The sequence below is a fragment of the Burkholderia pyrrocinia genome (assembly GCF_018417535.1).
GTDB lineage: Bacteria > Pseudomonadota > Gammaproteobacteria > Burkholderiales > Burkholderiaceae > Burkholderia > Burkholderia pyrrocinia_E.
Genome location: NZ_CP070978.1, coordinates 65,129 through 91,047, shown reverse-complemented (window position 1 = coordinate 91,047; position 25,919 = coordinate 65,129). Strand labels below are relative to the sequence as shown.

Below are 25,919 nucleotides of genomic sequence, written 5' to 3'. Positions count from 1 at the left end.
ACTAGCAAAATTGCCCACATCGGAGCGAGACTGATCAGGACGGAAGAGACGTTCAACATTTGGATTCCTCACTATTTCGATAGCGATGTTCAACACGCACCTGCTTGCCGGATCCGATGCGTCCTTCAGGCATCGTGTTCCGTCAAATCATGTATTCATGCTATCGCTTTGAACGGCAGCGCGACCGTCCCCGCCTGCCCGTACCCTGACATTCGTCAAACGCGCGCGAATCACGCGCCTGTCGCACTGAAATCCGTCGCGCGATTCCCGCGCTGCGTGCCAATCCTCGCCTGCCTGCCGCCAGCCTGAAAGCTCCCTCCCTTTTGCACCCGAAACACGAAAAACGGGACAGGATCACGCCGCCCCGCCACCGATTCAGCAGACGTTTACCGGGGGAACCCCCAAGTGCTTCGCCGAACGTGTCCGCGTTACGCTTGAGCAACGAGGAGACGAACCATGAGACGAGCCGTACATATCGCTGTTTTCGCGCTGCTGGCCTATCTCATTGCGGATCGCGCGATCCTGCATGCGCAGGGCCGCGACGCCAGCCCGCTGGCGTGCGAACAGGGCGCCGCGCAGGTGAGGGTCGACGCGCTCGGCCGCGGCTTCGGCGAGACGGCCGCCAGCAGCCAGAGCGAGGCGTTCATGTCGGGCTGCCTGGTGACCGGGCGAAGCAATCAGGACGTCGCGATGGCAGCCCGCTGACGCGAATCCGGCGACAAGCCGGCTGCGCCGAAACCGCGAGCGCAGGCGCGGGCGTCAATCCGCGCTGTTTACCGTCATTTTCTCGATCGATGTCGCGACGGATGTCACGGCCCGGACGCCGTTCACGCTGAACGTCCGCTCGTGGTCCGTGTCGTCGCGGGGAAGTCGCATCGACAACTGCGCCGCCAGCCCGTCCTTTCCGTATTGCCCAAACCAGTCGATCAGCCGGCCGATGTAGCACTTGCCGCCGACATGAACCGGCACGTCGCCGACAATCTCGTACGTGTAATGGCCGGGGCCGTAGTTCGAATACTCGCTGCGATCGTCGCCCTGCACGTCGGGCGGGATCGGACACAGCGGCTTGTCCGCGCCGGCATCGCTCGCGACGTTGTCGCTCGCCTCGTGCAGCGCCTGTTCGAGGGCCGCATGCAGTGTGCCGTCGAGCACCGTCGTGCCCTGCTTGCCTTCCTCGTGCTGTTCGACCGGCACCGACAGGCGATAACGATAGTTCACCGTCAGTTTCGGCACCTGGTCGACGACGGTAAACGGCCGCAGCAGGTAAAACTCGTCCACGCCGTAGTGACTGTCGCGATAAAGGGCATAGACGCGCCCGCGTACGCGAATCCATTCGCCTGCCTGATTCGCGCCGCGGCCATTCGTCGTATACAGGCTGCGGTCGATCGCCTCGTTCGACTCGCCGGGCACCTCGAACTTGCCGCCGTTGCGGCGCAAGACGTGGACCGACGACCACAGCCCGGTTCCGTTCGACGCCGATTCGATGACCAGATCGCGCCGCCCGTCGCCGTCAAGGTCGATGAGCGTGTAGAACGCGCTCATGGCCGTGTCGTCGGTGTCGATGTGCGACGCCTTCAATGCGCTCCATTCGTCGGCCGTCACGCCGTCGGGCCGGACCGCCGGGAAAACCGGCCCCTGCTCGCCGCCGGATTCGCTCGAAAAACGCGTGACAGCGTTGTTGATCCGCAGCCGCTCGATCGCTTTCTCGACCGGCGAGCCTGAATCCGTTCGGCGCGCCTGATCGACGAGCGTACGCAAGTCGTCGAGCGCGGCCTTGTCTTCGGCGTCGGGGCGATACGCGAGCACCGTGACGAGCCGCGCTTGCAGATCACTGATCCGCGACAGATAGCGCTGCTCGATGCAGCCGCGATCGGCGCCGCATTGATCGCGGGTCTTCAGCCAGCCGAGCTGCGCGGTGCGCAACGCAGTGCGCTGACCTTGCGGCAACGCATCGGACAGCTTCCGGTAAAAGGCCGACAGCCTGCCGTCGTCCAGATGCAGGTCGTTCGACGCGCACACGGCCTTTTCTGTCGGGCTGGTCGCCTGCGTGCAGTCGAGCCCTGCCGCGAAGGATGGGGATGCCTGAGCAAACAGCACGAGCAACAGGGTGCGCCGCAACGGGGCTTCAATACGGAATTTCATGGATGGGTTCTCGACTGTCAACGCACGCTCAGGTCGAGGCCAGGCCGGCCTCCAGCGCGGGATTGTCCATCAATTGACCGGCCGGCGGAACAGCCGGGCGAAATCACCGCGCGCGGCCGCGTCCATCTGCGACAGCGCATTTGATTTCCGCTACAGTGGCTTGCCCGGCATCCGGCCGCCGCGTCGAGACTCCGCTTCATCTACAACGACAGCCAATCAAAAGATGAGCCATCCGAACTCCGAGTTGATCCAGCGCTTTTACACGGCCTTCCAGCAGCGCGACATCGACGCGATGCTGGCCTGCTATGCCGACGACGTCGTCTTCGGCGATCCCGCATTCGGCGAACTGCGCGGCGAGCTCGCGCGCGACATGTGGCGCATGCTGGTGGCGCGTGCGCAGGAATTTTCGTTGACGTTCGGCGAGGTCGACGCGGACGAACATGCCGGGCACGCGGAGTGGATCGCGCACTACAGGTTCACCGCGACCGGCCGGATGGTGGTCAACCGGATCCGCGCCCGGTTCCGGTTTCGCGATGGGCTCATCGTCGAGCATCGCGACAGTTTCGACCTGTGGCGCTGGGCGCGTCAGGCGCTTGGGCTGAAGGGAGCCCTGCTCGGCTGGACGCCTTTCATGCAACGCGCGATCCGTGCGCAGGCGCGGAAGAATCTCGACGCGTATCGAGCCAGGCGGAAATAGGACACGCGCCGCTATGGCTTCGTCGTGGCGTCGATCAGGTCGTAAGCCATGTCCGGCAACACGCCGTCCGGGTTCGTGAGACGGTATTCGCGATACCAGCTTTCGTCGACCTCGGGATGCGGGCCGACGAGCCCGATGCGCCCTTTGCCGTAGCGGTAGGTCGCGGCCGCGATATCGTTGTTCGGATAGGTCGCCAGCACGACACCCCCGGCGCGGGCCGGGGCGGCCGGAAGCGTCGCGCCGTCCTGGAAGTAAATCCAGCGCTTTTCCCCGCGCCATACGACTGGCGTCACCGTGTCCGCGATACCGTGAATCGTCGAGCCCGGGCGGTCGACCTCGGCGTCGATCTCGCCGGCGACCAGCCCGACCCCGGTCGCCCGCCAGGTATGCGCCCATGCAGATGCCCAGATATCGCCCGCCGTTCGACACGTATTGCCGCACGGCCTTCATTGATTTTGCTCCGATGCCGGCCGCCGCGGCGGGGATGTCCTGCCCGCCGCCGGGCCGCGGCACCGGCAAGGGCCGCGGGCGTGATCTTGCGCTTTTCCGCCGGCCCGACGTAGATCACCCGGAACGTGTAGTCCGATTGCCGCAGGCGCTTCGCGATCGCCTCGGGGCAGCCATCGCACGCCGCGGGCCCGCGACAGACCAGCGCGACGGGACGGCTGGCGGAGCCACGCGTTTCGTCGCCGGGCGCGGCCGCATGAACGACCGACGACGCAACGAGTGACGCCATCAGGACAATCGAATCTCGGGATCGCATGTTCTTGATCGACGGAGTGGAAAGCATCGCTACCGTTCAGGACGAATCGGCCGGCGCGCGTCCATTTTCGTCCCTCGTTTTTTTGAAACCTGATTGCAGGCCGCGCGACACGAAGCGTAGGCGCGCGAAAGCGCCGCGTGTGTACCGTTTCTTGCGTCCTTGTGCAGATATGTGCGGCCCCGGCAATCGGAATCGAGCCAGGCGGCTTCGTGATCCGACGCATGCCGTCGCCCGTCGCGATCTCGAACGGCCCGCGCCTGTTCCACATGACGAAAGCCGGGCCCGACAGGGCCGGCCTGACGTCAGCGGGCACCTCCGGACCGCGCCCGAACAGGTCGACGCCCCCGTGCAACCACGATTCCGTCACGTCTTGCGCCGTCTTGCGCCTCAACTCTTATATAAGACATAAGACATTTGACGTTCCAGAGCATTGAGATTAGAATCCCGCTCAAAGCAGTGCCTGGAACAGCCTCGGAGTGCCGGAAAGGCCTTCCCCTCAAACGCCATATCAGCAGGTCTCCCCATGCTTGAAAACTTTCGTGCTCACGTGGCCGCCCGCGCCGCGCTCGGTATTCCTCCCCTGCCGCTGACGGCTCAGCAAACCGCCGAACTGGTGGAACTGCTGACGAACCCGCCCGCCGGCGAAGAGCAGACGCTGCTCGAACTGATCACCTATCGCGTGCCCGCAGGCGTCGACGAAGCCGCCCGCGTGAAGGCCGGCTTCCTGGCCGCCGTGGCCAAGGGCGAGACCGCCTGCCCGCTGATCTCGCGCGAGCGCGCCACCGAACTGCTCGGCACGATGCTGGGCGGCTACAACATCCAGCCGCTGATCGAACTGCTGTCCGACGACGCAGTCGCGGCCGTGGCCGCCGACGCGCTGAAGAAAACCCTGCTGATGTTCGACCAGTTCCATGACGTGAAGGAACTCGCCGACAAGGGCAACGCGCACGCGAAGGCCGTGCTGCAAAGCTGGGCCGACGCCGAATGGTTCACGAGCCGTCCGGAAGTGCCGCAAAGCCTGACCATCACCGTCTTCAAGGTGACGGGCGAAACCAACACCGACGACCTGTCGCCGGCGCCGGACGCCACCACCCGCCCGGACATCCCGATGCACGCGCTGGCGATGCTGAAGAACGCCCGCCCGGGCATCACGCCGGAAGAAGACGGCAAGCGCGGCCCGGTCAAGTTCATCGAGTCGCTGAAGGAAAAGGGTCACCTGGTCGCGTACGTGGGCGACGTGGTCGGCACCGGCTCCTCGCGCAAGTCGGCCACCAACTCGGTGCTGTGGTTCACCGGCGAAGACATCCCGTTCGTGCCGAACAAGCGCTTCGGCGGCGTGTGCCTCGGCGGCAAGATCGCCCCGATCTTCTACAACACGATGGAAGACGCCGGCGCACTGCCGATCGAGCTCGACGTGTCGCAGATGGAAATGGGCGACGTGGTCGAACTGCGCCCGTATGACGGCAAGGCGCTGAAGAACGGTGCAGTGATCGCCGAATTCCAGGTCAAGTCCGACGTGCTGTTCGACGAAGTGCGCGCCGGCGGCCGCATTCCGCTGATCATCGGCCGCGGGCTGACCGCGAAGGCACGCGAAGCACTGGGCCTCGCGCCGTCGACGCTGTTCCGCCTGCCGCACCAGCCGGCCGACAGCGGCAAGGGCTTCTCGCTCGCGCAGAAGATGGTCGGCCGCGCATGCGGTCTGCCGGAAGGCCAGGGCGTGCGTCCGGGCACGTACTGCGAACCGAAGATGACCTCGGTCGGCTCGCAGGACACCACGGGCCCGATGACCCGCGACGAACTGAAGGATCTCGCGTGCCTCGGCTTCTCGGCCGATCTCGTGATGCAGTCGTTCTGCCACACCGCCGCTTATCCGAAGCCGGTCGACGTGAAGACGCACCAGACGCTGCCGAACTTCATCAGCACGCGCGGCGGCATCGCGCTGCGCCCGGGCGACGGCGTGATCCACTCGTGGCTGAACCGCATGCTGCTGCCCGACACCGTCGGCACCGGCGGCGATTCGCACACGCGCTTCCCGATCGGCATCAGCTTCCCGGCAGGCTCGGGCCTGGTCGCCTTCGCGGCCGCCACCGGCACGATGCCGCTGGACATGCCGGAATCGGTGCTGGTCCGCTTCAAGGGCAAGATGCAGCCGGGCGTCACGCTGCGCGACCTCGTCAACGCGATTCCGCTGTACGCGATCAAGCAGGGCATGCTGACGGTCGCCAAGCAAGGCAAGAAGAACATCTTCTCGGGCCGCATTCTCGAAATCGAAGGCCTGCCCGACCTGAAGGTCGAGCAAGCGTTCGAGCTGTCGGATGCGTCCGCCGAGCGTTCGGCCGCCGGTTGCACGGTCCACCTGAACAAGGAACCGATCATCGAGTACCTGAACAGCAACGTCACGCTGCTGAAGTGGATGATCGCGCAGGGCTACCAGGATCCGCGCAGCCTGCAGCGCCGTATCGCGGCGATGGAGCAGTGGCTGGCCGACCCGCAACTGCTGTCGCCGGATGCCAACGCCGACTACGCGGCCGTCATCGAGATCGATCTCGCCGACATCCACGAACCGATCGTCGCGTGCCCGAACGACCCGGACGACGTGAAGACGCTGTCCGACGTGGCTGGAGCTACGATCGACGAAGTGTTCATCGGCTCGTGCATGACCAACATCGGTCACTTCCGTGCGGCGTCGAAGCTGCTGGAAGGCAAGCGCGACATCCCGGTCAAGCTGTGGGTCGCGCCGCCGACCAAGATGGACCAGAAGCAACTGACCGAAGAAGGTCACTACGGCGTGTTCGGCACGGCCGGTGCGCGTACCGAAATGCCGGGCTGCTCGCTGTGCATGGGCAACCAGGCACAGGTGCGCGAAGGCGCGACGGTCATGTCGACGTCGACCCGCAACTTCCCGAACCGCCTGGGCAAGAACACGAACGTGTACCTCGGCTCGGCGGAACTGGCGGCGATCTGCTCGCGTCTGGGCAAGATTCCGACCAAGGATGAGTACATGGCCGACATGGGTGTGCTCAACGCCGACGGCGACAAGATCTACAAGTACATGAACTTCGACCAGATCGAAGACTTCAAGGAAGTGGCCGACACCGTGCAGATGTAAGCACGCTGCCGGACTGCGGCGGGCCGTTCCCGTCGCAGCGCCACGCAATGGCGCCGCAGGCTGAATGCCCGCGGCGCCATTTTTTTATGCGGCTCCGGCGACGCTCACCCGGCATCGCCGCCCGGCTCGCGACGGATCACCAACTCGTTGAAGCCGGTGCCCGCGTCGAGTTCGCGGGAGAAACGATGCGCGGGAAGCAGCACGAGCAGGATCTCGGCAGTCGTGCGCACCACGCAGCCGCTCGCCACATGGCCGCCCGTCACGCGGCCGCCTGCATCGGACACGGACATGTGCAGGTGCGCACCATCCGGCGAGACCGAGCCGGCCAGCGTCAGGATTTCGAGGTCGCCGCGCAGTTCGGTCGGCAGGTCGGCGCCGGCAAAGCGCAACTGCGCGACGCTCAGGCTGCCGATGCCCTGGATCACGAATGCCGCGTGCGCGCCGTGCGGACGTAACGCTCTCTCGATGGATCCGCGCAGATCGTCGCCAGGGGATAGACGCAGAGGATGGGCTTGCATGGTCAGGAACCCGCTGGTGGATCGTGGTGTCGACAAAGAGTACGTTCGACCCGTGAATCCGGCAAGTCACCCACCCTCGGGAAAACTGCGCGCCCGCCTCCCCGCGGTGCGCTGGCATCACCCGGCAAAACGCTCGCCCGCAATCTGCGCATCCGGTACGCCTGCCGCACCCGCGACTTCCTGCACGAGCGGCGGCGGCCTGCACACGTAGGCCGGTAGCGCACCAGCCCGCGCAAGCGCCGCACGCAACGCATCGACCGGCGTGCCGCGATACCTTGCCCACTCCCCGTCCGGCCGCCAAACGCAGAGATCGACCCGCAACCGCGGCAGGTCAGCCTGCAATCGCATGAGCTCGTCGAGCATGATCGGTTCGTTTTCCTGCTTGACGCCGAAGAACGGCCGCGCGTCGGCCATCTCCCGATACTCGGCCACGCCATCGACAGGATCGTCACCGACCAGCTGCGCAGCCATGCGGCAGCGAAGGCAGAGATACCGGTGCAGACCGGACCGGCGTGAAGCACGTGTTCGTGAAAGCGGCGCCCGCGCGAACAACCGTGCCGAAAACAGCCATCAGCCGACCCGTAGGCGCGAACGCAAGATGGGCGGGTTCCGGAATGCGCGTCGCACTCAGGCGTTTCTTTCATGCTTCGGCCCGATCCAGCAGCATTTCGCGTTGCCCAGACATCAAACGAAAGCGGCCTATCATCGGGCGATGCTCAAGGAGCGCATCGCCATATGGTACGACTGGGCTGCCGCCGAAGCGACCGGACCAGACATCCGATAAGGATGCCCATATAGGTTTCGACATTGCCCACTTCCATCGGTCAAATCGACAAAGCCGTAACGGATAATGTCGGGCGGGGAACCGGGATCTCTTGAACGAAACCGACGCCTCGACCGATTACGAGACGGAGGCGGATTCATTTTTCGCGTCCCATTCCATTCGCTTCCCCTGAAAAATCCTGCAATGCCATCCCGGTGTCATAGTCTTGCTGCATAAGCGGCCGCGGATTGCTCAGGGCCAATTAATTATCTTATTTTCGGAAATACACATTTTCATCAAATACCGGCCTCACCATAAGTACAGCACGTGGAATCCCGCCTATTTTTACGATAACCTGCTGGACACAACTTCACGAAAATTATTGGTACAGCCTGCATGTTTCAATAAAATTAATGCATCTTTAATCATGAAAAAATATTGACCGATATCCGGTCAAGTCATCGATGCACACGATGACGTTGATCATATATTGATGATGGATATCAATACATGATCTTCTTCGCTCGACCTATGATGTGTCTCTGCTCTTTTCATCCACCCGGACATTAATTGAGAGAACCCATGAAGACTACGATCCGACTCATACCAGCTTTTTTGGCCGCATTCGTTTCTCTCGCCGTGCAGGCCGATCCGAACATTTCCGCGTCGGCGCCGCAACCACCGACGGGTGGTTACGACCGCATGTCGTGGGATATCACGCCCGAAGTGGTTCCGACTACGGTTAACCGAAGCTTCTACTGGGCGAACCTGTTAACGTCGGAGCACGGTGGCCATGCCATCTACACCGGCATCCAGCCCCGCACCCAGGGATCGAATCTCGTTATCTTCAGTGCGTTTGACAACGGCACAACGCCGCTCGCGACGAACTGTTCGAGTGGCGCCGACGGCGGCTCAGGAACTTCCTGCTCCCTCGCCCTCGCTTGGCAAACGGGACATACCTATCAGCTGGAGATCGCGTACAGTGCGCCGGATTCCGATGGCGGCGATGCAACCCTCGAAGGTTCGATCACGGATAAGGGTACCGGTGTCAAGACGTCGACGGGCAAGATTGCGATTCCTGCATCATGGGGCGGCCTGTCGCGATCGGCCTATTTGTTCGACGAGTACTTTCCATTCAACGCCGGCCCGAAGGATCCCGCGCAGCGAGTCTGTGTTCCATACGTGCGATACACGACTGTCCTTCCGAGCTTCTACCTGAAGGGAGTGGAGTATCCGACGACCGAACAGTCGATTCGTTTGAACACAGGGCAGGATAAGTGCGCGGTTGCCGCCGGTACACCGAATGCGCGCGCAACGCTTGTCAACACGGCGACCTACCGCCTCGAGAATGGTTTCCTGCCTGGCAGCAGCGGTGCGCCGAAGTAAGCGGTGCTATCGCGCAGCGCCCGCCACCGGAATGGCGGGCGTCAAGCGAGATCAGCAAAGCGTGGTTGTAGCGGCTCGCAATCATCGGCCACCGGCATCCTCCGCCCCGCCGGCTTGAGCACCGCCACGATCTGCTCCACCGAAAACCGTTTGCGTTTCATCGCCAACCTCCTTCCGAGGAGTCTCGCGTCGAAACACCAACATCAATTTCGGTCCGGATTTCCTGAAGCAGATCAGCCAGGCATGCGTCGACAATTGCATGCGTTCGCGCTGCCCCGCGACGCAACCGGATCGCCCCGAACAAAAAAGCCCGGACATCGCCCGGGCCTGTGCACATCGTCCGTTACCGCCGGCCGCGCTTACGCTTCAAGCGCCTCGAGCACCTTCCCCTTCGTCTCGATCCCGACGAAATGCACGGTCACCGCCGCGATCAGCGGCACGATGCCGATCAGGTAGAACGCCGGCGCGAGGTTCCCGCCGATGATCGCGTGCGGCACGACCATCGGCGCGACGAACGACGCGATCTTCAGCCATGCGCTGCCGAGCCCGCAGCCCGACGCGCGGATGCTCGTCGGATACTGTTCCGGCGTGTAGACGTACGCGGTAATGAACCCCGACGCCATCAACCCGAGCGACAGCGAGCAGAAGACCGCGACGACATACACCGACGACGCGTGATAGATGCCCGCGAGCGCCAGCGACAGCGCGCACAGCACGAACGACCACACGATCACCGGCTTGCGGCCGAGCTTGTCGACGAGCAGCGCCGACGCCAGCGACCCGAGCACGCCCATCACCGAACCGATCACCGCGAGATTCAGCGCGAGCTGCAGCGGCGCGTGATAGAAGTTCTTGTAGATCGTCGGCAGCCACGTCGACAGCCCGTACTGGATGAACCCGCAGGTCGCCCACAGCGTCGCCACCGCGAGCGTGCGCTTGCGATACGCGGCGCTGAACAGGTCGCTCATCTTGCGCTTCGGATGCTGGCGCACCATCTCGTCGAACGCGGCCGCCTGCGTGACCGGCGGCAGCTCGCCGCGCACCGACGCTTCGAACACGCCCACCGCGCGCCCGGCTTCCGCGAGCCGCCCGCGCGACGCGAGCCAGCGCGGCGATTCCGGCACGAGACGGGTGAGCACGAACGACAGGATCAGCGGCAGCCCGCCGACGAAGTACATGATCTCCCAGCCGAAGCGCGGCACGAGCCACGCGCCGAGCGCCATCGACACCAGCAGGCCGATCGGGAACACGATCTCGTACAGCAGCACGAAACGGCCGCGGCCATGCGCGCGCGTGATCTCGTTGATGTACGTCGCGGCAACCGGCAACTCGCCGCCCAGCCCGAGCCCCTGCAGGATCCGCAGCAGCACGAACACTTCGAAGGTCGGCGCGAAGCCGCACGCGATGCTCGTGATGCCGATCACGGCCGAACTCCACGCGATCGCCTTCACGCGGCCGTGCTTCTCGGCCAGCGCGGGAAACAGGAATGCGCCGATCAACTGGCCGATCGCGCCGGACGCGATCAGCATGCCGATCTGCGTCGGCGACAGCCCCCATTTGTGAATCAGCAGCGGCAGCGTCGCCGCGATCGTGATCACGTCGAAGCCGTCGAAGAACGTCGCGGCGCCGATCAGCACACGCGCGCGGATCTGCATCGCGTTGCCGGGAAGCCGCTCGAGCCGCGCGATGATCGCGCCGGGCGTGGAGGCGGCAGCTTCCATCGTGGCGCGACCGGCCACGACGTTGTCGAAAGTGCTCATGTGGGGTGTCTCCTGGTCTTTGCCCGGTCAGGCAAGCGCTTTGGTCGTGTCTGCCAGGGCTTCCGTATCCACTGCCCGGCCCTGGTTCATCCACTTGCGCGCGAGCTTCAGCTCACGTGCGTTGTTCACGGCGATGACACCTCTCACATGCCCTCCGCCAAGGAAAAACAGCGTCGCGCGGCGCGCGGCGAGATCGCCGCGCACGACGAGCTGCGCATCGGCCGGCAGATCGCCGAGGATCTGCAGGTTCACGTCATACTGATCGGACCAGAACCACGGAATCTCCGCGTACGGCGCGCGCACGCCGAGCACGGCTTTCGCGGCCGCGATCGCCTGGTTCTGCGCGTTGGCCCACGATTCGAGCCGCACGCGCCGCTTCAGCCAGCCGTTGTGATGGTTCGCGACGTCGCCGCACGCGAAGATCGCCGGGTCGCTCGTCGCGCCGAATTCGTCGACGACGATGCCGTCGTCGACGGCCAGCCCCGCATCGCTCGCGAGCGACGCGTTCAGCGCGAGGCCAATGCCGGCCACCGCGAAATCGGCGTCGATCGTCGTGCCGTCGGCGAGCGTCGCGCGCACCTTCGATGCGTCGTCCGGCTGCGCATCGAGCGACGCGAGCGCCGCGCCGAGACGCACGTCGACGCCGTTCGCGCGATGCAGGTCGAGCAGGAAATCCGACACGATCTGCGGCACCGAGCGCCCGCACAGCCGCGGCGCGCCTTCGACCACGACCGCCTCGACGCCGAGCTTGCGCGCGGTGGCCGCGACTTCGAGGCCGATCCAGCCGCCGCCGATCACGAGCACGCGCCGGCTGGCGCGCAGCTTCTCGCCGAGCGCGGCCGCTTCGTCGAGCGTGCGCAGGTAATGCAGGTTCGGCGTCTTCACGATCGCGTCGGGCAGGCGGCGCGACGTGCCGCCGGTCGCGATCACGAGCCGGTCGTATTCGATCTCGCGGCCGCTTTCGGTACGCACCACGCGACGCGCACGGTCGATCGATGCCGCGCGTTCCGGCTGCCACGCCTCGATGTTCAGCGCGTCGAATTCGTCGGGACGCACGACGCGTACGGATTCGATATCGGCGTCGCCGGCCAGCACGGCCTTCGACAGCGGCGGCCGTTCGTACGGCAAATGCGCCTCGTCGGCGATCATCACGAGGCGGCCCGCGTAGCCTTCCGCGCGCAGCGTCTTCAGCACCCAGCCGGCGGCCTGGCCGCCGCCGATCACGACGACCGTGCCGGGCGCGGGCTGCGCGGGCATGTTCGCTTCGGTCAAGATTTGCGCTCCGTCATGAACTTGCCTTCCGGCGCCTTCGCGTTCTTCTGCCGGCGCGTGTTGCCGTCGAGGCCGCCGTCGACGGCCCACTCGGCGAACACGGTCGGGCCCGGCTCGAATTCGCGCGGCTGCCAGTCGGGCGTCAGGACGTCCTCGTCCGCGTAGTACTCGATCAGCGCGCCGGCCGGATTCTGGAAGTACCAGAAGTACGCGGACGATACGGGATGGCGGCCCGGGCCGAGTTGCGTTTCCCAGCCGCAGCGGTCGATGTGCATGCCGCCGCCGAACACTTCATGGATGTCGCGCACGGTGAACGCGACGTGGTTCAGGCCGCGCTTGCCATTCGGCAGCGCGAGCAGGAACAGGTCGTGATGGCCGCCGTGCGGCGCGCAACGCATGAACGCGCCGCGGCCCGGGTAGCGATCGGACGTCTCGAAGCCGAGCAGCTCGTGATAGAACTTTTCCTGTGCGTCGAGGCAGTTCGTGAAGAACACGACATGCCCGACCTCGACCGGCTCCGCGCGTGCATAGATCGGGCTCGGCTGGTCGACGCGCAGCGTCTGGCCCCACACGTTCGACGGCGAGCCCGTGATGTCGAGTTCGCGCTTGCGCGTGATTTCGACACGGATCGCCATCCCGTTCGGGTCGATACAGCCGACCGCATCGTCTTGCGCGTAGTAGCCCGGCTGGCCGGCAAGCTTCGTGCGCAGCGCGTCGAGTTCGCCCTGCGTCGCGACGCCCCACGTGACCTCACGCAGCGTCGGGCCGGCCTCGAACGCCGGCGGCAGCGACGGATCGTCGGCCCTGACCGCCAGCACGGTGCAGCCGTTCATCGTCTCGAAGCGCGCGCGCGTGTCGTCGTGCGCGACTTCCTTCAGCCCCCAGTCGGCGAAAAAGCGCCGGCAGGTCGCGAGGTCGTCGACGCCGTACGTGATCTGCTCGATTCCCAAGATGCTCATTGCGTCATTCCCCTTCGCTCAGTTCGCCCACGGCAGCGGCGCGTCGTTCAAACCCCAGTAGAGGCTCTTCTGCTGCATGTACTCGCGGATGCCGAGACGCCCCTTCTCGCGGCCCATCCCGCTCTCCTTCCAGCCGGAGAACGGCGTGGAGATCGAGAACAGCTTGTACGTGTTGATCCATACGGTGCCCGTCTCGAGCGCGCGCGCGATGCGCCATGCACGCTTGTAGTCGCGCGTCCAGATGCCGGCGGCAAGACCGAACACGCTGTCGTTCGCCTGCGCGATCAGCGACGCCTCGTCGTCGAACGGCATCGCGACGAGCACGGGCCCGAAGATTTCTTCCTGGCAGATGCGCGCGCTGTTCGGCAAGCCTTCGAGTATCGTCGGCTGATAGAAGAAGCCGTTCTCGCGCCCGTCGCCCGACGGCCGCTCGCCGCCGCACAGCAGCCGGCCGCCTTCTTCCAGGCCGAGCGCGACGTAGCGCTCCACCGATTCGCGGTGCTTCGCCGTGATCAGCGGCCCCATCTGCGTGTCGGGCCGCGTCGGGTCGCCCACGCGCAGCTTGCGTGCGCCCGCGACCAGGCGCTTCATGAATTCGTCGTACACCGCGCGCTGCACGAACAGCCGCGAACCCGCGATGCACGCTTCGCCCGACGAGCTGAAAATGCCGTACAGCACGCCGTTGACCGCGTGATCGAGATCGGCGTCGTCGCACACGATCGTCGGCGACTTGCCGCCGAGTTCGAGCGACACGGGCATCAGCTTCTCGGCCGCGATGCGCGCGATGCCGCGGCCCACTTCGGTGCCGCCCGTGAACGACACCTTCTTCACCAGCGGATGGCGCACGAGCACGTCGCCGATCACCGAGCCCTTGCCCGGCAGCACGCTCAGCACGCCCTTCGGCACGCCGGCTTCCTCGCAGATGCGTGCGAGCGCAAGCGACACGAGCGGCGTGACTTCGGCCGGCTTCAGCACCACCGCGTTGCCGCCGGCGAGTGCCGGCGCGAGCTTCTGCGCATCGGACGCGATCGGCGAGTTCCACGGCGTGATCGCCGCGATCACGCCGATCGGCTCGTACACGCTCATCGTCAGGTAGTCGCCGCGCGACGGCGTCAGTTCTTCGTCGAGCGTTTCGAGGCAGGCCGCGAAATAGCGGAACGTGTTCGCAGCGCTCGCCACCAGCACGCGGGTCTCGCCGATCGGCTTGCCGTTGTCGCGACGCTGCAGGTTCGCGAGCGCTTCGTGGCGCTGCATGATCAGATCCGCGATGCGGTACAGCACCTGCGCGCGCTGGTGCGGCTTAAGCCCGGCCCAGTCCGCACGGCGCCATGCCGCATCGGCGGCTTCGACGGCTTCGGCCGCGTCTTCGGCGTTCGCCGTCGACACTTCCAGGTTCAGCGACTGGTCGGCCGGATAGATGCTCGCGTAAGGCGCGCCACGGCCGCGCCGCCACTCGCCGCCGATCAGGATGTTGCCGTCGGGTACCAGGCTCGTATCGAAAGGAGTCATTTCACAAGTCCCACAAATCTGTCTCTGCGCACCCGCCCTCGCCGTGGCGCGGGCGGACGTTCCATTCCCCGAAGCGCCGCTCAGATCACGCAGCGGGCCGCGCGGTTGCGCAGCGCGCGGATCGCGCAGAACGCCGTCAGCGCGGACGTCTTCGGGTTGTCGGGCAGCGGCTTGCCGCTCATTTCCAGCGACATCTCGCCGAATGCGCCGCGTGCGGAAATGCGGTGCACGTTGCGCGCGACGGCCGGATCGGCGATCAGGCGCACGCGCGTCGCGTCGAGGCCGAGGCCTGCCAGCGCGACGGTCGCCGCGACGTTCGCGTTCTTCGGATACAGCCGCGCGGCGTCGCGCGCGGTGCCTTCGAAGATCACCTTCTCTTCGGTCATCGCGCGCAGGTCGCACAGTTCCTCGGCCGGCGTGCCGAGCCAGCCGAGCGGCGGCTTGCGGCCGACGTACAGCACTTCGTCGAGCCCGCCCTGCTTCGCGGAAGCCAGTGCATCGATGCCGCCGATCGCGCCGGACAGCAGCGTCAGCGTCGCGTCGCCTTCGTCGGCGGCCTGCGACAGCACATCGAGCAGCGCGAGATCGGACAGCGCGCCGATCGATGCGACCGCGCAGTCGGTGCCGGCCTTCAAGAGCGGCACGACGTGATCGACGAGCGCACTGTGGCCCGCGCATTCGAGCGCGAACCCGGGGCGGCGGGCAAGCGCGTCGACCGACGACACGACCTCCACCGCGCCGCCCAGCACACTCTGCACCGCGGCGCGCTGGTGTTCGGGCACGATCACGTGCGTGATGCTCAGCGACGCATCGTGCTCGACCGCGTGGTACACGGCCGCGCCGATCGCGCCGAAGCCGATCATCACGACGTCGACGGGTGCGTGCGCGTTACGCATACTGGCGCTCCGACAGCGCTTCCTTCTTGACCGGCGGGCCTGCGAACGACGATGCGAACGAGCCGACCGACAGCATGTCGACTTCGACCATCACCGGCCCTTCCTTCGCCATCCCGTCGCGCACGATCGCTTCGGCCTGGTCGAGCGACGTGATCCGGTAGTGCGTGAGGCCGAAGCTCGCGCAGAACTGCGCGAAATCGGGCTGGTGCAATTGCACGAAGCAGCGGCGGCCACCGTAGTGCGCATCCTGGATGTTGCGGATCACGCCGTAGCACTGGTCGTTCATCAGCACGATCATCACGTTCGCGTTTTCCTGCACGGCCGTCACGAGCTCGCCGACGTTGACCATCAGGCCGCCGTCGCCGACGAGGCAGACCGTCTTCGCGGCGGCGTCCGCCAGCGCCGCGCCGATGCCCATCTGAATCCCCTGGCCGATGCCGCCGCCGAGCGCATGCACGCCCGCGCGCGGTTCGAAGATCTTCAGCAGGCGGTTGCCCCACGTGCTGTTCGAGATCGTCACGTCGCGCACCCAGTTGTAGTCGCGGCCGACGGCGCCCTGCAGCGTATCGACGAGCTGCTTGTAGGGCCCGAGGCCCGTCGACACATCCGCGACTGCCTGCTCGCGGGCCGCCGCGAGGTCGGACGCGAACTGCGGATCGACCGACAGGCGGCCTTCGAGGCGGTCGGCGAGTTCGGCCAGCACGCGCTTCGAATCGCCGTGCACGAACAACTCGTTGCGGTAGCCGCGGTTGTCGGCGAGCGCGTCGGCATCGACGCGGAACAGCGGCTGCGGCAGCGCGAGCTTGTATTTCAGCGTCTCGTTGCCGCGCAGGCGCGAGCCGACCACGACGAGCGCGTCGCAGGTCTTGTAGAACGCTTCGACGGACGCGTGCACGTTGAACGCGCCGAGCGTCGCCGGATGATCCTCGGGCAGCACGCCGCGGCCCTGCACGCTCGTCACGACGCCGAAACCGAGCTTCACGAGGCGTTCGACTTCCTCGCGGGCGTGACGCGCGCCGCCGCCGAGCCACAGCAGCGGGCGACGCTTGGCCGCGAGCGCGTCGGCGAGCTTCGCGACGCGCGCGGCATCGTGCTCGCGCACCGTGATGTGCGCGGGCGCGAGGTCTTCCGGCCATTCGATTTCGGCAGCCTGGATGTCGATCGGAATCTCGACCGACACGGGGCCCGTCGGCGCGGTCTGCGCGATGCGCACGGCTTCGCGGATCGTCGGCAGCACGGTCTCGACCGTGCGCACGCGGAACGCGGCCTTCGAGATCGCGTCCAGCATCGTCAACTGGTCGGGCGCTTCGTGGATGTACGCGAGATCCTGGTCGAGGTACGGCGTCTCGATCTGCCCCGTGATGTGCAGCATCGCGGTGCCGGCCGTCAGTGCCTCGACCATCGCGCCGGCCGCGTTGCCCGCCGCCGTGCCCGTGCTCGTGAACGCGACGCCGAGGCCGCCCGACACGCGGGCCAGGCCGTCGGCCATGTTCACCGCGCCGGCTTCGCCGCGCGCGCCGACATACCGGATGTTGCCGCGCGAGTTGATCGCGTCGAGGATCGGCATGTTGTGGATCGAGATGACACCGAATGCGGTTTTGACGCCGCACTGCTCGAGAAAGGCGGCAATCAGCTCGCCAACCGTGGTTTTTTCAGACATGGCGTGCAAAGCCTCCAGAAACGTCGATATGGCTGCCCGTCGTATAGGACGACAGATGCGTTGCGAGATAAAAAAGTGCCCAGGCGGCCTCGTCGGGCTTGCCGAAGCGATTCAGCGGAATGTGCTTCTTGCGCGCGAGCGCACCCGTCCAGTCTTCCCAGCTTTCGCCGGCTTGCGCCTGCGCTTCGTAGCGGCGGCGCCACTGGCCGGACTCGACGATGCCGATCAGGATCGAGTTCACGCGGATGCGCTGCGGCGCCAGTTCGGTCGCGAGCGACTTCACGAGGCTCAGCACGCCCGCACGTGCCGACGACGTCGCGACCATGTGCGGCTCGGGCTGCAGCGCGAGCAGCGAGTTCACGCAGGTGATCGTCGGCGCGGCCGCATCGCGCAGCAGCGGCAGGAACGCGCGCGTCGGGCGGATGATGCTGAAGTACTTCAGTTCGAGCTCTTCGCGCCACGCGTCGTCGGTCGTATCGGCGAAGGTCGACACGCGGCCCTGGCCTGCGTTGTTCACCAGCATGTCGGCACGGCCGAAGCGGGCGGACACCGCTTGCGCGAACGCGGCCACGTCGGCTTCGTCGAGCACGTTGCAGCGCTCGGCGAGCAGTTGCGCGCCCGGATATTTTTCGCCGAGCATCGCCGCGGCGCGTGCGAGGCGGTCGCTGTCGCGGCCGCAAATCGCGACCGATGCGCCGGCCTGCAGGAACCGTTCGGCGGTCGCGAGGCCGATGCCGGACGAACCGCCCGTCACCACCGCAACCTGCCCGGTCAGATCGATCTCAATCATCGGAGTCCTAACGCCTTAAGAAACGTGTGCTCGTCATCCGAGCGGTAATTGAGCCGCCGCGACAGTTCCGCCGCCGCGCGCTGCACCTTGTCGATCAACCCGTCCGCGATCAGCGCCGCATCGATCTCCGGCCGCGGCACCGTCACCGTGATGCACGCGACGATCTTCTGCGTCTCGTTGCGCACGGGCGCCGTGACCACCGAGATGCCGCGCTCGAACGACGAGTTGCTGACGCCATAGCCGCGCAGCGCATCCTCGCGGATCACTTCGTACAGCGCATCGACCGTCTCCGGCGTCGCGTTCGTCATCCGGTTCAGCGTGCCTTGCGGATACAGCGCGCGCAGCTCCTTCAGCGACAGGTCGCCCATCAGCACATGGCCGTGCGTCGTCGCATGCGCGGGCAAGCGGGTGCCGACGTTCACGCGGATCGAGCTGAACACCGGCGCCTGGCTCTGCGCTTTCGCGACGAACACGACGTCGCGGCCGTCGCGGATCACGATGTGCGTCGTGAAGCCGGTCGCGTCGCGCAGGCTCTCGATCACCGGCAGGCCGAGATCGGTCAGCTCCAGCGAGCTCAGGTATTCGAAGCCGAGCCGCAGCACGGCGATGCCAAGCTTGTAGTTGCGATCCTTGTCCGCCCGCTCGAGGAAGCCGAGCGACTCGAGCGTCTGCAGCAGACGGAACACCGTCGTGCGCGGAATGCCGAGCCGCTTCGACAACTCGGGCGCGCCCAGCACGGGCTCGCGCGGCGAGAACTCGGCGAGAATCCGCAGCCCGCGCTCGAGGCCCGGCACCACGTAGCCGGCCTCGGCCTTGCCGTTTTCGGCTTCTTGTTGCAGCGGTTCACTCATGATGCCTCCCGCCGCGCCGCCTCAAAGGCGGCATCCGCCCCCTCGGGTGGCAGCGAACAAATGCGAGCGTGGGGGTCGTTCATCCCAGCCCTCGCTGCGTATCGCACTGACGGCAGAACGTGTCGATCAGTGCGGAATAAACGGCCGGCGCTTCCACGTAACCGGCATGGCCTGCCTGCGGAATCACCTGCAGCCCGACATGCGCGGCCGCGGCGATCCGCTCGCATGCGGCAGGCGGCGTGATCGCGTCGTTCGCGCCGACGGCCACCGCCGTGCGGCCGCGAAAACCGGCGAGATCGGTCGCGAGATCGGCGTTCGCGAGCAGATGCGTGGCCTGCGCATAACCGGCCGGCACGATGCGCGCCATGTTCCAGCGCACCCACGCGCGGGCATCCTCGCTCGCGAAACCGGACAGCATGTTGCCGCTGCGCTGCTCGGCGAGCCCGGCCGGGCCAAGTTCCGCGAGCATCGCGAGCCGCGCGTCGCGGCGCGATTCGCGCGTTTCGGCGGGCGCACTGCCGTAGCCGCCCGCGGGCGACACCAGCAGCAGGCCGGCGATCCGCGCGGGCATCGCGCGGGCGAGACCGCCCGCGACGATCGCGCCGAGCGAATGCCCGACCAGCACGCAGCGCTCGATGCCGAGTGCCTCGAGCCACGCGTTCAGCGACGCCGCGTAATCGGCGGCGGCCGGCGACGCGCCGTGCACGGGCGTCGATACGCCGTAACCGGGCGCATCCCACGCGAGCACGCGCCGCGATGCGCCGAGCGCGTCGAGCTGGCGCACCCACGATGCGGCGCCCGAGCCGATCCCGTGCAGCAGCACGACGGGCAGCGCGCGGCCCGCATGCTGCGCGCCGGCCTCGCGATAACCGATCGTGCCCGCCGCGCCGGCTGCGCAACGCTGCTCGGGAAACTGCCCGAGCAGCGCGGCGAACGCCGCGGTGCGGTCGCGTTCACGTTTGTCGATGACACTCATTGCTTCACCTGCCCCGTCTCAACGCTTGATCTTCGCGAGCGGCGAATCGGGCGGATAGGTCGGCGTGATGGGCGTCGACGAACCGAGCATCACGCACATCAGCGCGTCTTCCTCGCCGATGTTGATTTCCGTGCGATACACGCCGGGCGGCACCGAGATCAGGTCGCGCTCGCCGAGGATCGCTTCCCACGTCTGCCCGTCGCGCTCGCAGATCACCTTCATCTTGCCGCGCAGCACGAAGAAGATTTCCTCGACGTCGATGTGGATGTGGCTCGGGCCGATGTTGCCGGCCGGGATGACCATCGTCGAGAACGTGAAGTTGCCGGCCGGCACCGTGTTGACGTCCTTCGCGACGCCCGTGCCGCCGGTGCCGACATAGCGCATCTGCGCACGGCGGTACTTCGGGTCGTAGTCGGCCTGGAACTTCAGTGCGTCCCAGTCGTAGCGCCGCGTCGCGTAGCGCGCCACGCGCCCTTCCATCCAGTCGTTGAAGCTTGCGCCTTCCGGCTGGTCCCACGACTTGCGTTCGAGATCGGCGTCCGCCATCGTCAACTCCTTCATCAAGGGTGAAAACATCAATTCATTACGAAGCCGCCGTTCACCGGCAGCAGTTGGCCCGTCACGAAGCGCGCGCCGTCCGACAGCAGGAACAGCACGGGGCCCGTCACGTCGTCGGGCACCTGTGTGCGCGTCAGCGCGCGGCCCTGCATGTAGAACGCGTGACGCTCGGCCGGCACGTAGGCGGTTGCCTCGACTTCGGTCAGCCCCGGCGCGATCGCGTTGACCGTCACGCCGTGCGCGCCGAACTCGCGCGCCTGCGCATGCGTCATCGCGATCACCGCGCCCTTGCTCGCGACGTACGCGAGCAGCCTCGGCGCACCCCACAACGCGGTGTCCGATGCAAGGTTCACGATCGCGCCGCGCCCCGACTTCGCGAGGTGCGGCAGCGCCGCATTGCTGACGAGCCACACGCCGCGCACGTTCACGTTCATCACGGCGTCCCACGTCGACACGTCGAGCTCCGTCGACAGCTTGCCGCCCGAGTTCGTGATCGCCGCGTTGTTGATCAGCGCGTCGATGCCGCCGAGCGCCGCCGCGCCCTGCGCGACGAATGCGTCGATGCTGGCCGGATCGGCCAGGTCGAGCGCGAAGAAATGTGCGGCATGGCCGGCTTGCGCAAGCTGCGCGGCGAGCGCGCGGCCTTCGTCGGCCAGCACGTCGCCGAATGCGACCCGCGCGCCCGCGGCGACGAGCGCCTTCACGAACGCCGCGCCGAGACCGCGCGCGCCGCCGGTGACGAGCACGCGGCGCCCCGCGAGCGACACGACCGGAGCGGACTCAACCATTCGCGGGCTCCGAAGCGGCCTGCGTCGCGCGATGCGCATCAAGCGCGGTCAGGTGTTCCTGCGCGCGCTGGCGCAGCATCCGGCGCACGCGCGTGATGCCGACGTCGTGCTGGTACAGGTATTCGTGATCGCGCGCCTGCGGCGCGAGGCTTTCGAGGACGTAGCGGTCCTGCTCGAGCACGTCCCAGTGCAGCCCTTCGAGGCGGTTGCGGTACATGAAGCGCCACACGTCGCGCTGCCAGCCGCTGACCTTGCGCGTGCGCCAGAAGTAGACCTGGCAGTTGTCGCCGTCGACCGGCGTCGCGAAGCCGATGATCCCGAAGTTGCCGCCCGGGCCGAACTTCTGCTTGTACGGAATCGCGAGACGCATCCACAGGCAGCCGGTTTCGCCGAGCTCGACCCAGTCGAAGTTCACGTCGCGCTGGCCGATCTTCTCGAACATCAGGCCGGTTTCCGTCTTGCGCACGCGCATGTCGGCCTGCTTGTCGCCTTCGGCCATCGAGTGCGACGTCGCGTGCAGGTACGCGCCGTGCATCGGGTCCATTACGTTGTCGATCGCGTACTGGTAATTGCACTTCCAGTTCGACACGCACAGGAAGTGGCCGTACTCGTCGGCGACCAGTTCCTCGGGCAGGTTCAGCGGCGCCGGCTCGCCGTGCGCTTCGTCGCCGAACCACAGGAAGATCGCGCCGGCCTTCTCTTCGACCGGATAGGACTTCACGCACTTCATGCCTTCGAGCGGGCAGTTCGCGACGGCCGGCACCTTGTCGACCGTGCCGTCACCGCCGATCTCGATGCCGTGATACCAGCAGGCGATGCTGCCGCCGAGGTTCCAGCCGAGCGACAGCCGCGCGCCGCGGTGCGGGCAGCGATCTTCGAGTGCGTGAACCTTGCCGTCGTGATCGCGCCACAGCACGATCTGCTCGGACAGGCGCGTCAGGCCGACGGGGGCATTCGACACCTGCCAGCTCGGCGCGACGGGATACCAGTAGTTCTTGATGCCGCGGTCGAGATAGTCACGGACCGGGTCGTGTTGGGAAGCGTGTTGTGCGGGGGACGTCATCAGTGTGCTCCGGATGCGGTTGTCGTCGGGTCGGCGGGTCACGCGCTCGGCGCGGTCATTCCGCGAGCGCGGCCATTTCGGCGCGGAAGCGCTCCGGTGTCCACGGCGTGCCGTCCGGCGCGCGGAAGCCGATGCGGTTCAGGCCCGCGACGACGTCGTCCAGCTCGGTCGCGCCGGCTTCGAACACGCGTTCGAGCGCATCGCCGAGGTCGTTCTCGTACTGGGTCGGCTCGGCCTTGCGGTTCTGCCAGATCCGGTTCTCGACCTGACCGGGGATCTCGATCTGCCCCTTGCCGGCGACGTTGTTCGGCTGAGGCGCCACCCACGGCTTCAGGAAGGGATTGAAGTTGACGGTCGCTTCTTTCATGTCATTCCACCTTGATCTGGATTTCCTCGCCGGCGAGGCGCACCGCGTACTGCTTCAGCGCGCGTCCGCCCGGACCCTTCAGGCATTCGCCCGTCTTGATGTCGAACACGGCCTCGTGCAGCGGGCATTCGACCGTGCCTTCGTCGACGAACCCCTGCGTCAGCAGCGCGTACGCATGCGGGCACACGTTCTCGAGCGCATACACGTCGTCGCCGACGCGGTAGATCCCGATTTCGACGCCGTCGGTCCGCTTGAACTCGATCGGCGTGTCTTCCGACAGCGCGCCGGCGTGCCCGGCGCAAATCCATTGTTCAGACATCTCACACCCTTCCTTCTGATCGACTCTCGGTTTGCTTGTCGCTTGTTCCATATCAGGAACATCAGTTTATGGATGGTGATTATAGGAGCGACTTTCCATGAGTAAAACAAAAAGCTGCATGCCCTAGGGAAAACACCGACCGTCGAGTCGGCGATCACCTCCATCTACCGCATCAAATGTAATTTGTTGTTGTGTGTCGGGGAGTTATACCCTTTTTACGGGCTTCGCGCACCGGTCCCGGACATCGTCCCGGAGCCCATCCGTCCCGAAAAAATTATTTTTGATCACGGACATGACACCTCTATACTTCATTCCACCAGAGGCACATTGTTCCTTATATGGAACATACAAAATGCCCATCCGGCAGTGGAACACGCGTGACGGCCGGCCGTCCCTACGCATGCCGCCACGGCACGTTTTCATCAGGTTGGAGAGTCAGGAGATCAAATGGTCAAGCATGCGGTAGCAGCAGCAGTGATCGGATTGGGCGCCGTGTCGGGCGCGTGGGCACAGAGCAGCGTGGTGCTGTACGGCAGCCTGGATGCGGGCATCGCGTACGTGAACAACGTCGGCGGCCACGCGAAGTGGGCGATGATCCAGGGCAACACGCAGCCCGATCGGTGGGGCCTGAAAGGCAAGGAAGACCTCGGCGACGGCCTGTCGGCGATCTTCCAGCTCGAAAACGGCTTCTATACGAACAACGGCCAGTTCGCGACCGCGAACACGATCTGGAACCGCGCGGCATTCGTCGGCCTCAGCTCGGAGCGCTACGGCACGCTGACGCTCGGCCGCCAGACGCCGCTGTCGTTCGACTATCTCGATCCGCTCAGCACGGCCTACCTCGCGCTGAGCTGGTACGCATTCCACCCCGGCAACATCGACGGACTCGCCGCGACCGGCAACGTGCCGTACAACAATTCGGTGAAGTACCGTTCGCCGACCTACGCGGGCTTCTCGGCCGCGGCGACGCTGGCGCTCGGCAACACGACGAACTTCTCGACCGGCAAGTCGGTCGGCGTCGCGCTGAACTATGCGAACGGGCCGTTCAAGGCGTCGGCCGTCTACTCGAACGAACACGACCGCTCGATCCTGATCGGCCAGACGGGCATCGCTTCGTTCCAGGGGCAGAACACCGCGAACGGCTATATCGCGAACAAGGTCGAGAACATCGGCGCGGGCGCGTCGTACCAGTTCGGCGACTTCCTCGTGCACGGCCTCTACACGCGCACGAAGATGCAGTCGAACGGCCATTCGGATACGTTCCAGAGCTATGACGCAGGCGTGAACTACCGCAGCAGCGCGTTCAACACGATCGCGGGCGGCGCGGCGACCACGACGCTGGCCGGCCGCCGCTGGACGCAGGTCGAGCTCGGCGACATCTATGCGCTGTCGAAGCGCACGCAGCTCTATGCGAACGTGTTGTATGAACACGGTTCGGGCGGCGCGAAGGCCGCGTTCTTCACGGCCGGCGTATCGAGCACCGCGAACCAGGTGATCGTGCTCACCGGGATTCACCACTCGTTCTGAGCGGTTTCGGGCGTTCGGCATCCGAAACGACAAGAGCGGCCCTCGGGCCGCTCTTGTCGTTTACGAAGCCGGATGCGTCGCCCGCGCGTCAGAACATCGCGACCTTGTGGCGCGCGTGCGCGAACGTCGGGTCGCTTTCGAGCGGACGGTAGTTCAGGCGCTGCGACAGGTCGACCGCCGCGCCGCACACGGCTTCGACGAGCCGTTCCTTCTCGCCGGCCTCGCCGATCTCCGAGCGCGGCACCGTCGCCGTGATCGCCGCGACGATCGAGCCCGAATGATCGCGCACGGGCGCGGTCACGGCCGAGATGCCGCTTTCGAACGCCGCCTCGCTGACCGCATAACCGAGCCGCGCGTAATGGCGCACGCGTTCGTACAGTTCGTCGACGGTGCCCGGCGTGCGCTCGGTGAACTGCTCGAGCCGCTTTTCCGGATAGAGCTGGCGCAGCGCGTCGCGCGTCAGGTCGCCCATCAGCACGTGGCCGTGCACGGTCGCATGCGCCGGCAAGCGCGTGCCGACATGCACCTTCACCGAACCGAACATCGACGCATTGCTCTGCGCCTTCGCGACGAACACGACGTCGCGCTGGTCGCGGATCAGCAGGTGCGTCGAGAAGCCGGTGGAATCGCGCAGCCGTTCGAGCACGGGCGCGCCGAGATCGGTCAGCTCGAGCGAGTTCAGGTATTCGAAGCCGAGCCGCAGCACGCCGACGCCGAGGCGGAAATAACGGTCGCCGTTCACGCGCTCGAGGAAACCGAGCGCCTCGAGCGTCTGCAGCAGGCGGAACGTGGTCGTGCGCGGGATGCCGATGCGCTTCGACAGCTCGGGCGCGCCGAGCACAGGCTCGCGCGCCGAGAATTCGGCGAGGATTCGCAGCCCGCGTTCGAGCCCCGGCACCAGATAGGACGAAGCGCCGCCGGACGATTCGTCGTCGCCGGTAGCGGCAGGATCGGGTGCACCGCTCATCGTTGTCTTGACCATGTGGACATGGACGGAAGGAAATCAGTCACGAAACAGGTCATGGAACGTCGTGGATATTCAGTCATGCTACTCCAGCGCGCGCGCAGGCTCGCACCCGTGCGCTTCGCCGCGATGCCGCATGCGCATCCACGACCCCATGCAGAGTCTTTCACGGTCGAGAGGATAGCAGCGATGGACAGCGCAACGCCATGCGGAAATCGCCGAACGGCGGGAACCCGGCCGCCCTGCCGTTGCCCGCTTCGGGCGGCTGAAAGACGGCGACCG

24 protein-coding genes and 1 pseudogene are annotated in these 25,919 nt (G+C 66.1%); 6 read left to right on the top strand and 19 right to left on the bottom strand.

Annotated elements, in window-relative coordinates; translation table 11 throughout:
- Positions 1 to 456: 456 nt before the first annotated feature.
- Positions 457 to 705, top strand: a complete 249-nt coding sequence (locus tag JYG32_RS18550; protein WP_213266474.1) for an adhesin — start codon at positions 457 to 459, stop codon at positions 703 to 705.
- 54 nt (positions 706 to 759) lie between these two features.
- On the opposite strand, the gene JYG32_RS18545 is transcribed toward JYG32_RS18550, so the two are convergent.
- Positions 760 to 2,142 (bottom strand): lysozyme inhibitor LprI family protein, encoded by a 1,383-nt coding sequence (locus JYG32_RS18545; RefSeq protein ID WP_213266473.1) that lies wholly within the window; start codon positions 2,140 to 2,142, stop codon positions 760 to 762.
- Positions 2,143 to 2,365: 223 nt separating this feature from the next.
- Here JYG32_RS18545 and JYG32_RS18540 point away from each other — a divergent pair, with 223 nt between their 5' ends.
- Entirely contained in the window at positions 2,366 to 2,839 is a 474-nt protein-coding gene (locus JYG32_RS18540) for a nuclear transport factor 2 family protein (RefSeq protein WP_174382144.1), read from the top strand.
- 11 nt (positions 2,840 to 2,850) lie between these two features.
- Here the strand turns inward: JYG32_RS18540 and JYG32_RS38950 are convergent, their stop codons facing one another.
- The gene (locus JYG32_RS38950; RefSeq protein ID WP_249744815.1) at positions 2,851 to 3,132 is read right to left on the bottom strand and encodes a hypothetical protein; all 282 of its coding nucleotides are present in this window, start codon (positions 3,130 to 3,132) and stop codon (positions 2,851 to 2,853) included.
- A gap of 993 nt (positions 3,133 to 4,125) precedes the next feature.
- On the opposite strand from JYG32_RS38950, the gene acnB reads away from it, so the two are divergent.
- Complete coding sequence (gene acnB / locus JYG32_RS18530) at positions 4,126 to 6,711, top strand: bifunctional aconitate hydratase 2/2-methylisocitrate dehydratase (RefSeq protein WP_213266472.1); 2,586 nt, start codon at positions 4,126 to 4,128, stop codon at positions 6,709 to 6,711.
- A 104-nt stretch (positions 6,712 to 6,815) separates the two neighbouring features.
- On the opposite strand, the gene JYG32_RS18525 is transcribed toward acnB, so the two are convergent.
- Together JYG32_RS18525 and JYG32_RS18520 are read right to left on the bottom strand one after the other, a co-directional pair.
- Entirely contained in the window at positions 6,816 to 7,229 is a 414-nt protein-coding gene (locus JYG32_RS18525; RefSeq protein WP_213266471.1) for a PPC domain-containing DNA-binding protein, read from the bottom strand.
- A gap of 117 nt (positions 7,230 to 7,346) precedes the next feature.
- Positions 7,347 to 7,643, bottom strand: coding sequence for a hypothetical protein (locus JYG32_RS18520; protein ID WP_283842755.1), 297 nt, complete (start codon positions 7,641 to 7,643; stop codon positions 7,347 to 7,349).
- Between the two features lie 27 nt (positions 7,644 to 7,670).
- Here JYG32_RS18520 and JYG32_RS39710 point away from each other — a divergent pair.
- Both JYG32_RS39710 and JYG32_RS18515 read left to right on the top strand, forming a co-directional pair.
- Positions 7,671 to 8,013, top strand: a pseudogene (locus tag JYG32_RS39710) (DDE-type integrase/transposase/recombinase); the annotation flags it as partial.
- A gap of 561 nt (positions 8,014 to 8,574) precedes the next feature.
- A complete protein-coding gene (locus tag JYG32_RS18515; protein WP_249744814.1) occupies positions 8,575 to 9,378 on the top strand; it encodes a DUF3472 domain-containing protein in 804 nt (267 codons plus the stop codon).
- Positions 9,379 to 9,737: 359 nt separating this feature from the next.
- On the opposite strand, the gene JYG32_RS18510 is transcribed toward JYG32_RS18515, so the two are convergent.
- The 14 genes from JYG32_RS18510 to JYG32_RS18445 form a co-directional block, all read right to left on the bottom strand.
- Positions 9,738 to 11,138: an MFS transporter gene (locus JYG32_RS18510; RefSeq protein WP_174382127.1), complete on the bottom strand. Its 1,401-nt coding sequence runs from the start codon at positions 11,136 to 11,138 to the stop codon at positions 9,738 to 9,740.
- A gap of 27 nt (positions 11,139 to 11,165) precedes the next feature.
- Positions 11,166 to 12,395 carry an NAD(P)/FAD-dependent oxidoreductase gene (locus JYG32_RS18505; RefSeq protein WP_213267415.1) on the bottom strand — a complete coding sequence of 410 codons (1,230 nt, stop codon included), beginning with the start codon at positions 12,393 to 12,395 and terminating at the stop codon, positions 11,166 to 11,168.
- 11 nt (positions 12,396 to 12,406) lie between these two features.
- On the bottom strand, positions 12,407 to 13,369 hold the full coding sequence (locus JYG32_RS18500; RefSeq protein ID WP_213266469.1) for a VOC family protein: 963 nt from the start codon (positions 13,367 to 13,369) through the stop codon (positions 12,407 to 12,409).
- Positions 13,370 to 13,387: 18 nt separating this feature from the next.
- Positions 13,388 to 14,878: an aldehyde dehydrogenase gene (locus tag JYG32_RS18495; RefSeq protein ID WP_213266468.1), complete on the bottom strand. Its 1,491-nt coding sequence runs from the start codon at positions 14,876 to 14,878 to the stop codon at positions 13,388 to 13,390.
- Positions 14,879 to 14,958: 80 nt separating this feature from the next.
- On the bottom strand, positions 14,959 to 15,774 hold the full coding sequence (locus tag JYG32_RS18490; RefSeq protein ID WP_213266467.1) for an aspartate dehydrogenase: 816 nt from the start codon (positions 15,772 to 15,774) through the stop codon (positions 14,959 to 14,961).
- Positions 15,767 to 17,434, bottom strand: coding sequence for a thiamine pyrophosphate-binding protein (locus tag JYG32_RS18485; protein WP_213266466.1), 1,668 nt, complete (start codon positions 17,432 to 17,434; stop codon positions 15,767 to 15,769). The genes JYG32_RS18490 and JYG32_RS18485 overlap by 8 nt, the downstream gene beginning before the upstream one ends.
- Positions 17,427 to 18,224, bottom strand: coding sequence for an SDR family oxidoreductase (locus JYG32_RS18480; protein WP_174382122.1), 798 nt, complete (start codon positions 18,222 to 18,224; stop codon positions 17,427 to 17,429). The genes JYG32_RS18485 and JYG32_RS18480 overlap by 8 nt, the downstream gene beginning before the upstream one ends.
- The gene (locus JYG32_RS18475; protein ID WP_213266465.1) at positions 18,221 to 19,075 is read right to left on the bottom strand and encodes an IclR family transcriptional regulator; all 855 of its coding nucleotides are present in this window, start codon (positions 19,073 to 19,075) and stop codon (positions 18,221 to 18,223) included. Before JYG32_RS18475 ends, JYG32_RS18480 begins: the two co-directional genes overlap by 4 nt.
- A 79-nt stretch (positions 19,076 to 19,154) precedes the next feature.
- Positions 19,155 to 20,051, bottom strand: a complete 897-nt coding sequence (locus JYG32_RS18470; RefSeq protein WP_213266464.1) for an alpha/beta fold hydrolase — start codon at positions 20,049 to 20,051, stop codon at positions 19,155 to 19,157.
- Positions 20,052 to 20,069: 18 nt separating this feature from the next.
- Positions 20,070 to 20,597, bottom strand: coding sequence for a cupin domain-containing protein (locus tag JYG32_RS18465; protein ID WP_174384192.1), 528 nt, complete (start codon positions 20,595 to 20,597; stop codon positions 20,070 to 20,072).
- Between the two features lie 29 nt (positions 20,598 to 20,626).
- Positions 20,627 to 21,397: an SDR family oxidoreductase gene (locus tag JYG32_RS18460; RefSeq protein ID WP_213266463.1), complete on the bottom strand. Its 771-nt coding sequence runs from the start codon at positions 21,395 to 21,397 to the stop codon at positions 20,627 to 20,629.
- Positions 21,390 to 22,460 carry an aromatic ring-hydroxylating oxygenase subunit alpha gene (locus JYG32_RS18455; protein ID WP_174384194.1) on the bottom strand — a complete coding sequence of 357 codons (1,071 nt, stop codon included), beginning with the start codon at positions 22,458 to 22,460 and terminating at the stop codon, positions 21,390 to 21,392. The genes JYG32_RS18460 and JYG32_RS18455 overlap by 8 nt, the downstream gene beginning before the upstream one ends.
- Before the next feature lie 55 nt (positions 22,461 to 22,515).
- Entirely contained in the window at positions 22,516 to 22,827 is a 312-nt protein-coding gene (locus JYG32_RS18450; protein WP_034180372.1) for a recombinase-like helix-turn-helix domain-containing protein, read from the bottom strand.
- Between the two features lies 1 nt (position 22,828).
- Positions 22,829 to 23,146 (bottom strand): non-heme iron oxygenase ferredoxin subunit, encoded by a 318-nt coding sequence (locus tag JYG32_RS18445; RefSeq protein ID WP_006489883.1) that lies wholly within the window; start codon positions 23,144 to 23,146, stop codon positions 22,829 to 22,831.
- Between the two features lie 447 nt (positions 23,147 to 23,593).
- Between JYG32_RS18445 and JYG32_RS18440 the strand changes: the two genes are divergently transcribed.
- A complete protein-coding gene (locus JYG32_RS18440; RefSeq protein WP_174384195.1) occupies positions 23,594 to 24,673 on the top strand; it encodes a porin in 1,080 nt (359 codons plus the stop codon).
- Between the two features lie 88 nt (positions 24,674 to 24,761).
- Here JYG32_RS18440 and JYG32_RS18435 read toward each other — a convergent pair whose 3' ends face one another.
- On the bottom strand, positions 24,762 to 25,655 hold the full coding sequence (locus JYG32_RS18435) for an IclR family transcriptional regulator (RefSeq protein WP_213266462.1): 894 nt from the start codon (positions 25,653 to 25,655) through the stop codon (positions 24,762 to 24,764).
- Positions 25,656 to 25,919: the final 264 nt, after the last annotated feature.